We start from the raw sequence: 10,017 nt of genomic DNA on the forward strand, positions 1-10,017 counted from the left end.
CCGGCCGCGGTGCCCGATTCCAGCGCTGGGGAGGCCGTCCGCTTCGTCGTGAGCGGGCGCGTTCAGGGGGTGGGCTTTCGCTGGTGGTGCATGCGCGCGGGTTCTGCGCTCGACGTATGGGGCACGATCAGGAACCTGGCCGACGGCAGCGTGGAGGTCATCGCCGCGGGCCAGGCAGAGGCTCTGGCGACCCTGGAGCAACGGCTGTGGAAGGGCCCGGCGCTGGCGCGCGTGACGGCCGTGCGCTCGAGCCCCGCGGAGTCGACGGGCTCGCCGGACGCCGGCCTTCGCGTAGTAGGCTAGTGTGCCGGCGCGGAAGTCCCGTGTGCACTGAGGCGCGTGATGCGCACGCGCCGGCACACTAGCCCTCAGGCGCCCGTTCTGCGGCCGCGCCTGCGCTCCGCTCGGGTCTGACCGTCCGTAACCGGCTCGGGCTCCGGGACCGACGCCTTCTGCTCCGCCTTCTCCTTTTCCTTCTTGGCCGCCTGCCGTTCGTGCGCCTTGCGGCGCTCCTTCATGATGTAGAGCTGCTGCGGCAACCGGGCCACGTTGGAGGAGGCGTAGTACAGGTTCAGGCCGGCGGCGAACCTGAGCAGGATCACCAGCATGAAGATGGGCATGAACCACATCATGAACTTCAACTGCGGGTTCGGCTCGGGCGTGGAGCGAAAGCTGAGGTACTGCAGCAGGAACATGCTGATGGCCATCAGCACCGGGATGATGTAGAGCGGATCGGGCCGGGACAGGTCGGGCAGCCACAGGAACTCGGTGCCGCGGAACTCGATCGTCGCCTGGAATACGAAGAACAAGGTGAAGAGGATTGGCATGGGGATCAGCATCGGCAGGCAACCGCCGAACGGGTTGAACCCCTCCTCCTTGTACAGCTTCATCATCTCCTTCTGCAGGCGCTCCGGCTGGTCCTTGTAGAGCGCCTGGACCTCCTTCATGCGCGGCTGGACCTCCATGTTGCGGAGCTGCGAACGCATGGCCCGCATGTTGAGCGGCCAGATCAGGAGATTGATCAGCAGCCCGAACAGGATCACCACCCAGCCGTAGGCCAGTCCCGACACCCGGCGCATGCCCACCAGGGCCCACGTGGCGATGCGCGCCAGCGGCCGTATGATCGGTCCCAGGAACGACCACCCCAGGGGGTTCACGTCCCCGAACTGAGAGCCCATGGCGGCCAGCCGGTCGGACTCCTGCGGCCCCATGTACATGCGCAGAGCGAAGCCCCCGTCGCGCTCGAGCGGCAGCGTCGCGGCCATGAGGGCTGCGTCCTCCAGGGGCGTGGGGTCGACCAGCAACCCACCCAGGTAGCGCTCCTGGTCCGGCAGGCCGAACACCGCGGTCACGAAGTACTTGTTCTTCACCGCGGCCCACGACAGCGGGCCCTCGTCCACCGTCGGCTCCGTCACGCGCCCCAGGGACTCGCTGCGCACCCCGCGTCTCGGACCGTTCGTGACGTAGCCCAGGTTGCGCCGGTCCTCGCGCGCGTCCTGTTCGTTGATCGCGAGCGTGGGGGAGAGGCGAATCAGCAGCGACGTCTGGTCGGCGAGCGGTCCCAGCTCTGCGCGGCCGCGCAAGTCCACGGCGTAGGAATCCGCCGAGAACGAGTACACCAGGGAAACGGGGGAGCCGTCGGCCAGGGCGGCGATCAGCTCCACCTCGCGGCCCGATTCGCCGGGCTGAAGGCGCACGGTGTCGGGGGCGTCGGTCCGGAAGGTCAGATCGGTCAGGGAGGCCTCCCGGCCACCCGCGCGCAGTCCGAAAGCGACCAGCGGGGCGAGCGAATCGATCGCGAGCTCCACCGCGCCCTCGCGCGTGAACGACTCGTACTCCAGCAGCTCGGCGCCGACCAGGGCGCCGCCGGCGCTGCTCAGCCGGTAGCGGTAGAGCGGCGACTCGACGACCACGACGCGCGCCGGCGGCGCCGGCTCAACCCTCGCCAGCGTGTCGCCAGGCGGCGCGGAATCGACCGCCGCGAGCGGGTCAGCCGGAGCGGGCCCAGCAGCGGTGTCCAGCGCGCCGGGAAGAGTATCGGCCGTCGGCAGCGCGGCCGCGGCCGAATCCGGCAACGCGCCGGCGTCCCGCGGGGGTGGGGGCGGGGGCGGGAAAAGAATATTCGTCAGGACGATCACGCCCAGCATCAACGTGACCGCTAGAAAGATTCGCCAGGTTTCCATCGCCTCTCGGGTTCTTCGCGCTCAGGGCACGGGGTCGTAGCCGGATCCCCCGAAGGGGTGGCAGCGGCCGACCCTGCGAAGGGCCATCCAGCCGCCCCGGAGCGCCCCATGTCGTTCGATCGCGTCGTGCGCGTACTGCGAGCACGTAGGCTGGTACCGACAAGCCGGCGGCAGGAACGGGGACAGCCCCTTCCTGTAGCCGCGAATCATCGCCAGGACTAGGCGTTCGGCCAACGTCGGTCGATCCAGTGCAACAACTCCTGTCGAAGGGCCCCGAACTCCGCGCCGTAGGCTTCGATGCGCGCGCGTATCAGGATGTCCGCCGATTCCCCTAGCCGGTCCAGAGCCGGCAACAGTTCCCGGCGAGAGATTTCGCGCAGCCTGCGCTTCAGCCGATTGCGCGCCACCGAGCTCCGGCGGTGCTTGGGCACCACGAACCCGATCCTTGAACGCACCGCGGGGGAAGGGGAGGCATAGACGTCCAGGTGCGGCGTCCTGCTCCTCTTCCCCCGTCTGAACAACTCTCGTATCGCGTCGCCCCGGGTTATCCTCCGGTGGCGCGGGAGCCGCCCGCCGACCGACTCGTCGTCGCGCCGAGCGGCATCGTCCCGGTCCGCTACTTGGACCCGATCTGGACGGACAACAGGCGCCGCCCACGACGACGACGAGCCGCCAGCAGCTTGCGCCCGTGGCGTGTGCTCATGCGGGCGCGGAATCCGTGCTTGTTCTTGCGCTTGCGGTTGCGCGGCCGATATGTGGGCTTCCCCATGCTTCACTCCGCGTGAGTGCTATTTTCGTCGACAGCCCGGTAAGCTATCCAAAGCGCCGACCCGAGGTCAAGCGGGCCCCTGGAAACCGTTACATGACAACAACCTGGCGCCAGATTTGACTTGTCCACATCTGGCCATCATCTTTGCGCGCCGCTCTCGGGCGATCTTCTCTTCTTTTGAGCTAGACACACACGCATGGAGTTGACCCCCTCCGAGGCTTGGAGCCAGATCCTGGAGCACGCCCGTGTGCTGCTACCGGATCAGAGCTACAGGACCTGGTTGGACCGCACCGAGCCGGTTGCGCTTTCTCAGGATTTGCTGGCCGTCGAAACCGGCAGCGAGTTCGCCGCCGAGTGGATCGAGGACAAGTACGGAACGGTCCTCGAGGACATTTCGGAAGGCCTCTTCGGGCGGCGGCTGACCATCTCCTTCCAGCACCACGACGGCGGCACCACCACCGACATCGAACCACTCCCGGCGCCCGTGCCTCCTCCGGCGGCGCCCGCGGTGGCGACGCAGACGGCGCCGCCCGCGAGTCGGCGTGCAGAATCGGTCGGGGGCCCGCTAAACGAGCGCTACACCTTCGAGCGGTTCGTGGTGGGCGCAAACAATCAGCTCTCGTCGGCCGCGTGCCACGCGGTGGCGGAGGCGCCCGCGCGCATGTACAACCCGCTCTTCATCTACGGCGGGGTCGGCCTCGGCAAGACGCACCTGATGCACGCCATCGGGCACGCGGTGCGGGCCAAGGAGTCCGACAAGCGCGTAGCGTACGTCTCCAGCGAGAGATTCACGAACGACCTGATCGCGTCCATCCAGGGCGGTAGCATGGCGGAGTTCAGACGCCGCTATCGCGAGATAGACGTCCTGCTGATCGACGACGTGCACTTCCTGGGCGAGAAGGAGCGCACGCAGGAGGAGTTCTTCCACACCTTCAACGCGCTCTACGACGCGCAGCGCCAGATAGTGGTCACGAGCGACCGTCCGCCCAAGGAGATTCCGGGCCTGGAGGAGCGCCTCGTGTCGCGCTTCGAGTGGGGGTTGGTCACCGACATCAAGGCGCCGGACCTGGAGACACGGGTTGCGATCCTGCGCAAGAAGGCGGAAGAGGATCAACTGGTGCTGGCGGACGGCGTGCTCGAGTTCATCGCGCGTCACTGTCGCTCCAGCGTTCGCGAGCTGGAAGGAGCGGTGATCAAGCTGCTGGCGTACTCATCGCTGACGCAGCGGGAGATCACGCTGGATCTCACACGCGAAGCCCTGGGCGGGGTCCTGCGGGTGGACCAGCAGGATCTCCTCACACCCGAGGGCGTGCGTGGGCTCGTGGCCGACAAGTGGGGCGTCACGGTCGAGGGGCTCACATCCCGGCGCAGAACCAAGAACCTGACGGTCCCGCGCCAGGTAGCCATGTACTTGATGCGAGAGCTCCTCGAGCTTCCCCTGGTGGAGATCGGTCGGCATTTCGGCGGGCGCGATCATTCGACGGTGATTCACTCGGTGCACAAGGTGGAGGGCGGCCTGGAGGCAGACGATCGGTTCAAGAACAGGGTCGATGAGTTGCGCAGAGAGTTGCTCGCGTGAGCGATCGCAAGGCGGCCGAAATGGGGGGCGGGGGGGCTCCCGAGGCCCTGTGGATTCGACGTGGGATGCCGTGGACAGCGATGCGTCTGTCCACAGCGCCGCGGAGGTGTGGGGGAGAACTCCAGGTTGCCCACAGGTCCGTGTCGGAGATCTCCCCACCGATCGGTGACGGCGGGAGTCCGCGTGGTTGAACCGCACGGCGGGGATTGGAGGGGGCCTTTCCACAAGTCCACAGTCCCTACTATTACGGCTGGTTTTCTTTCTTATAGAACAGTAAATCAATAGGTCTGTGGAAGACCGACGACGGGAAGGGATGCGGAGACCATGAAATTCTCCATTACTCGGGAGAACTTCCAGCAGGGACTGGCGTCCGTCGTAGCCACGATCCCAGCGAGGACCACGCTCCCGGTTCTCTCGAACATCCTCATCGAAGCCGAAGAAGACGGCGTTCGCATGAGCGGTACGGACCTGGACATTTCGGTGAGCGTGGGCGTCCCGGCGGACGTGGAGGAGGGCGGAGCCATCACCGTTCCGGCCAAGAAGCTCCAGGAGCTCGCCAGGGAGCTGCCGGAGCAGCCGATCCACGTGTCCACCAAGGGGGAGCGCTTCGAGCTGGTCTGCGGCAAGGCCTCGTTCAAGCTCAACGGACTGGCCAGAGACGAATTCCCGACGTTCCCGGAGGTGGATTTCTCGGCCGGCTGGAGCGTAAACGGCGGCAAGCTGGCGCGGATGATTGGCCGCACTTCCTTCGCGGTGTCTACCGAGGAAAGCCGGCCGATCCTGAACGGGGTGCTGTGGCAGTTGCGGCCGGACTCGGCGGTCATGGTGGCGACCAACGGCCATAGGCTCGCCAAGATTCGGGTCCCTGGCGACAACGCCGGGGTGCCCGAGGACGACATCATCGTCCCGCCCAAGGCGCTGGCACAGGTCGATCGGCTGTTCAGCGGAGAGGAGATGGTCGATGTAGCCCGGACCGAGAACCATCTGGGATTTCGAGCGGGTGCAACGCGGGTCTTCACCCGGATCATCGAGGGACCCTACCCGAACTACGAGCAGGTCATCCCCAAGGACAACGACAGGATCGCCCGCATCGGCAAGGAGCAGTTCTCGCACTCGCTTCGTCGGATGGCGGTGGTCGCCAGTGACCAGACCCACCGGGTCCGGCTGTCCTTCAACGGTCCCATCCTCAGGTTCGGCGTAGAAACCCCGGATCTGGGCGAGGCCACGGAGGATCTGGAGGTCGATTTCCGGGGAGAGCCGCTCGACATAGGCTTCAACGCCAACTATCTGCTCGAGGTGCTGCGTTTCATCCCGACGGACGAAGTCAAGATGACGTTCAAGGGTCCCGAACGGGCGAGCACCATCGAACCCGCGGGCGAGGACGAGGACTCCGCCGACTACCTCTGCCTGGTGATGCCCCTGCGTCTGCTGGATTGAGCCGCGGGAGGCGACTCGAGGGAGCGCCGGCAAGGGTCGGCGCCGCCACAATGGCCGCGCTCCTGGCGGGCGCAGCAGCTTGCGCCGACGGTCCGCAGCCGGTCCTGCGGGCCGGCCCGGTCGAGTACGCGGAGGCCGAGCTCGGCGGACTGACGACCGACCAACGCCGCGACCTGGCGGTGCTGTCGGCGTTCGCGCACGCGGTCGCCGCGAGGGAGCTGGACGCGGTCCTCGTCCCGCTCATCCAGGCCGACCTCGACGCCGCTACCCTGCGGCGCCTGACCGACGAGATCGCCCTCCGACGCAGTGGCCTGACCGACGCCGCGCTCCGGGCCGCATACGATGCGACGCCGGAGGCCGAACTCGTGGTTCGGCATCTGGTCGTCCTCGCCCCGCAGGGCGCGCTGGGCGCGACGGCGGCTGCTGCCCGCGCCCGCGCCGTCGTGGCGCTCAACCGCATCCGCGCGGGCGAGGAATTCGCTGCGGTTGCGGCCGAGGTCAGCGAAGAGCCGGGCGCCGCCAGGCGCGGGGGGCTGCTGCAGCCCGGGCGCCGGGGCGACTGGGTGGAGCCCTTCTGGTCGGCCGCGAGCGCGCTCCAGCCGGGAGAGGTCAGCGACATCGTCCGCACCGAGTACGGCTTCCACGTCTTGCGACTCGAACGGCGCCGGTTGCTTCCCCTGGAGGAGGTCAGGCGCACCGTGGCGGGCAGGCTCGTGCCGGGCGAACAAGGTTACCTGGGTGCGCGCGCCTGGGCGGACTCCCTGGCGAAGGAGGTGCGCGTGTCCGACCCAGGGCTGAGGGGCTGGCTCGAGGGAGACGACCCGACGCGGCCAACGGAGCTCGCGGCGTGGCCCGGCGGAGCGCTGACGGTCGCCGAGGCCCACGCGGCCCTGGCTCGCCTGCCGCGTGACTCGGCGCGTGCGGCGCGAAGCTCGGCGCGGGGCGCGCGCGCGTTCGCGCTCGCGGAGGCTCGGCGGCGGCGCCTGCTGCGGACGGCCCAGGCCATGGCCCTCGGCCCGCTGGAAGAGGAGGGCGAGCGCGCCCGAGCTTCGTGGACGGCGCTCGGGGCGGGCTGGGCGGCCGCGCTCGGGTTCGCAGCCGGCGCGGACGAGTCCCGAGTGAAGGACGCCGCGCTCGGCGCCCTGTCTTCGCGGCGACAGGGGGTGGCGCTCGCGCGGGCCGCCGTGCTGGACCGTGCGCCGGCGATCGAGCGAGTCTACCCGGTCTGGTCCGCCAGCAGCTCTGCGGCGCTCCAGCCGGACACGAGTCGGTAGCCGCGTTCGCCCAGCGCGGGGGCGCCGCCCATCTCGCGGTCGACCAGCGTGAGCACGCCGAGCACCGTGGCGCCGAAGTCCTCCAGAATCTCGATCGCACGCAGCGCGCTGCCGCCGGTCGACATCACGTCCTCCACCACCACGACTTCCTGACCCGGCACCACGGGGCCCTCGATCTGGCGCCCGGCGCCGTGGCCTTTGGGCTCCTTGCGGACCGTGAAGGCGTCCATGGTCCGCCCACGCTCGGTGGCCTCGCGGGCGATGGCGTACGCGACGGGGTCGGCTCCGAGGGTCAGGCCGCCGACCGCGTCGGGCCGCCAATCGGCGCCATCGAGGAGGTCGAGGCCGACCCCGCCGATGACGGCCTGTCCGGCCCCCGACATGGTCGTGAGCCTGCCGTCGATGTAGTAGTCGGAGTGCGCTCCGCTGGAGAGCACGAAGTCCCCACGTCGCAGCGAGCGCTCTCGCAGCAGCCGGAACAGCCGATCGCGATTGCTCATGCGCGAGGAATGGCGGTGGGGAGGGCGGGCGTCAAGCTCCCCCTCAGTCGATGATCTGCTCGAGCGTGACGCGCTCGCCTGCGCGGACCACCACCACGCGCAGCCGCTCGCCTTCCTCGTAGGAGCCGAGAATCCGGTAGGCGTCGGACGCGTCGCGGATGTCGCGGCCGCCCACCTCGACGATGACATCGCCGGGCCGTAGCCCGAGGCCGTCGTCGTCGTCATCGACATCGAGCACCAGGGCGCCCTGCTCCACTCCGAAGTACGAGCCGAGCTGGTCGTTCACGTCCGCCAGGTGCGCCCCGAAGAACCCGAAGCTCGAGTCGCGGAAACGGAACACGCCGCCGACGTTCGGCCGAAAAATGAAGGATCGCGGGCTGATCCTCGGTGAGCCGGAGAACACCGCGAAGGTTCGCCGACTCGTGGTCTCCACGTCGACGCTGGCTCGCTGGCCGTCGCGCGAGTAGTCCACGCCGACGACGTCGCCCGGCTCGACGTCGCCCAACAGGTGGACCAGCCGCATGGTTGGGCCCCAATCGTCGTCGTCGTCCTCGTCCTCGATCGGGCCGGTCAGGTCCACTCCGTCCAGCGCGACGATAATGTCGCCTTCCTCCAGGCCCGCGGCTTCCGCCGGGCTGTCGTCGAGAACCCTGACGATGCGGGCTCCCAGGTCGTCGTCATCGACCGACACGCCCAGCTGCGCCCGGCTCACCCGCAGCCGCATCTGCCGCATCACGTCGCGCAGCTCGTTGCCGAGCTCGCCAATGTGGATCTCGAATTCATCCCGATCGTCGGAGTCCCGGTCGCGCCGTTGGGCGTCAGCCGCGCCCGGCCACGCCATGGTCGCCGCCAGGGCGGCGATTGCGATCACGTTCCACCTGTCAATCGCGAACCTCATGTGCCTTCCTCCCAGATATCTATACGAGTGCCGAATCGAGCCGCCGTCGGCCGTTTTCCCTGCCTGCTGAGACGCGACCTCGGCGACGGAAGGTTGCCTTGAATCAGCGCGGATCAGTCGGCAACTGCAGGGCCTCGCCGCGTCGTGCCGCCGTGGGCGTTGTTTCTCGTCGTGCGGTACGCGTACCTCGGCGTGTGGTGAACCGGCGCCACCCGGGGGTGTAGGGTGGCGCATGAGAATTCTCGCCCTGGCTTCCGTCCCATTATTGCTGGCCTCGCTCCCGGGTTGTGCCGATCGTACGCTCGACTCCGACGCTACGCTGGTTATCAGCAACGTCAACATCGTCGATGTCGAAGACGGCATGATCCTCGAGGATCGCGCGATCTCGATCGACGGAGATCGCATCGGTGCGATCACCTCCTCCGATGAGGTCGCTCCATCAGAGAGAGTCGTGGATGGCGGTGGCCGGTACGTGATCCCAGGCCTCTGGGACATGCACGTTCACCTCGGCATCTGGGATTGGGAGACCGCCTTCCCGGCGTTTCTCAAGGCCGGTGTGCTCGGCGTGCGCGAAATGGGGTGGGCGATCGATGAGCCAGTCGCGCTGCGTGACCGGGTCGTCTCGGGTGAGGTTCTCGGCCCGCGGATGGTCGTGGCGGGGGCGACGCTCGACGGCCCGACCGACGACTGGCCGTTCCGGATCACGATCGAGAGCGTGGACGACGTCGCACCGACGCTGCGTTTACTCGAAGAAGCGGGAGTCGATTTCCTCAAGGTCCATCAGCAATTGTCGGGTGACGTATACCACGAAATCGCGAAGGAGGCGAGCATCCGAGGCCTATCATTCGTCGGCCATGTCCCCAACGAGATCACCGCGATTGACGCCTCGAACGCCGGTCAGGCCTCCATCGAGCACCTGATCATGCCGTGGTGCGATTTCGACGAGAGCGGCGCGTGCACGACCCACGAAACGAACGAAACCGTCGGCGCGTTTCTGCGCAACGGGACGTGGGCGGTGCCGACGATGGCCGTGTACTTGTCGAACTACCAGATGTTCGTCGAACCCGACCAGCTCGAAACGCGGCGCGGCCTAGCGTCGACACAGGTGGTCGAACACTGGGCGTTCCAGGCGCGGGTGAACGAGCAGTTCCTCCCTCCCGCCGAGGATCGTGAAGCGATGTTCCGCGAGGTATACCGGTCGGCCCAACGGATGCTGGTACACCTCGTCGACTCGGATGTCGACTTGATGACCGGAACCGACACCGGGTTCCTTCAGGTGTACCCGGGCGCGAGCCTGCATGACGAGCTCTCGGTGTGGGTCGAGGCCGGCGTTTCGCCACTGGAGACGCTGCAGGCGGCGACGCTTCAACCCGCGCG

General features: G+C 68.0%; 10 protein-coding genes and 1 pseudogene. 5 read left to right on the forward strand and 6 right to left on the reverse strand.

The window, feature by feature from the left end; translation table 11 throughout:
* Window positions 1-9 precede the first annotated feature (9 nt).
* A complete protein-coding gene (locus ABFS34_09240) occupies window positions 10-303 on the forward strand; it encodes an acylphosphatase (protein ID MEN8375620.1) in 294 nt (97 codons plus the stop codon).
* Window positions 304-368: 65 nt separating this feature from the next.
* Here the strand turns inward: ABFS34_09240 and yidC are convergent, their stop codons facing one another.
* The 4 genes and pseudogenes from yidC to rpmH form a co-directional block, all read right to left on the reverse strand.
* A complete protein-coding gene (gene yidC, locus ABFS34_09245) occupies window positions 369-2,183 on the reverse strand; it encodes a membrane protein insertase YidC (protein MEN8375621.1) in 1,815 nt (604 codons plus the stop codon).
* 21 nt (window positions 2,184-2,204) lie between these two features.
* The gene (gene yidD / locus ABFS34_09250) at window positions 2,205-2,393 is read right to left on the reverse strand and encodes a membrane protein insertion efficiency factor YidD (GenBank protein ID MEN8375622.1); all 189 of its coding nucleotides are present in this window, start codon (window positions 2,391-2,393) and stop codon (window positions 2,205-2,207) included.
* 8 nt (window positions 2,394-2,401) lie between these two features.
* Window positions 2,402-2,737 (reverse strand): annotated as a pseudogene (gene rnpA / locus ABFS34_09255) (ribonuclease P protein component).
* 62 nt (window positions 2,738-2,799) lie between these two features.
* Window positions 2,800-2,952 (reverse strand): 50S ribosomal protein L34, encoded by a 153-nt coding sequence (gene rpmH / locus ABFS34_09260; protein ID MEN8375623.1) that lies wholly within the window; start codon window positions 2,950-2,952, stop codon window positions 2,800-2,802.
* A 196-nt stretch (window positions 2,953-3,148) separates the two neighbouring features.
* Here rpmH and dnaA point away from each other — a divergent pair, with 196 nt between their 5' ends.
* The 3 genes from dnaA to ABFS34_09275 all read left to right on the forward strand — a co-directional run bounded on the left by dnaA (window position 3,149) and on the right by ABFS34_09275 (window position 7,242).
* Window positions 3,149-4,531 (forward strand): chromosomal replication initiator protein DnaA, encoded by a 1,383-nt coding sequence (gene dnaA / locus ABFS34_09265; protein ID MEN8375624.1) that lies wholly within the window; start codon window positions 3,149-3,151, stop codon window positions 4,529-4,531.
* A 324-nt stretch (window positions 4,532-4,855) separates the two neighbouring features.
* Window positions 4,856-5,968, forward strand: a complete 1,113-nt coding sequence (gene dnaN, locus ABFS34_09270; GenBank protein ID MEN8375625.1) for a DNA polymerase III subunit beta — start codon at window positions 4,856-4,858, stop codon at window positions 5,966-5,968.
* 50 nt (window positions 5,969-6,018) lie between these two features.
* Window positions 6,019-7,242 (forward strand): peptidylprolyl isomerase, encoded by a 1,224-nt coding sequence (locus tag ABFS34_09275; protein MEN8375626.1) that lies wholly within the window; start codon window positions 6,019-6,021, stop codon window positions 7,240-7,242.
* Here the strand turns inward: ABFS34_09275 and pyrE are convergent.
* Entirely contained in the window at window positions 7,185-7,742 is a 558-nt protein-coding gene (gene pyrE / locus ABFS34_09280) for an orotate phosphoribosyltransferase (GenBank protein MEN8375627.1), read from the reverse strand. The genes ABFS34_09275 and pyrE overlap by 58 nt on opposite strands.
* 43 nt (window positions 7,743-7,785) lie before the next feature.
* Complete coding sequence (locus ABFS34_09285) at window positions 7,786-8,640, reverse strand: PDZ domain-containing protein (GenBank protein ID MEN8375628.1); 855 nt, start codon at window positions 8,638-8,640, stop codon at window positions 7,786-7,788.
* 232 nt (window positions 8,641-8,872) lie between these two features.
* Here ABFS34_09285 and ABFS34_09290 point away from each other — a divergent pair.
* On the forward strand, window positions 8,873-10,017 hold a 1,145-nt coding region (locus ABFS34_09290), incomplete at its 3' end, for an amidohydrolase family protein (GenBank protein ID MEN8375629.1).

The organism is Gemmatimonadota bacterium (genome assembly GCA_039715185.1).
Taxonomy (GTDB): domain Bacteria; phylum Gemmatimonadota; class Gemmatimonadetes; order Longimicrobiales; family RSA9; genus DATHRK01.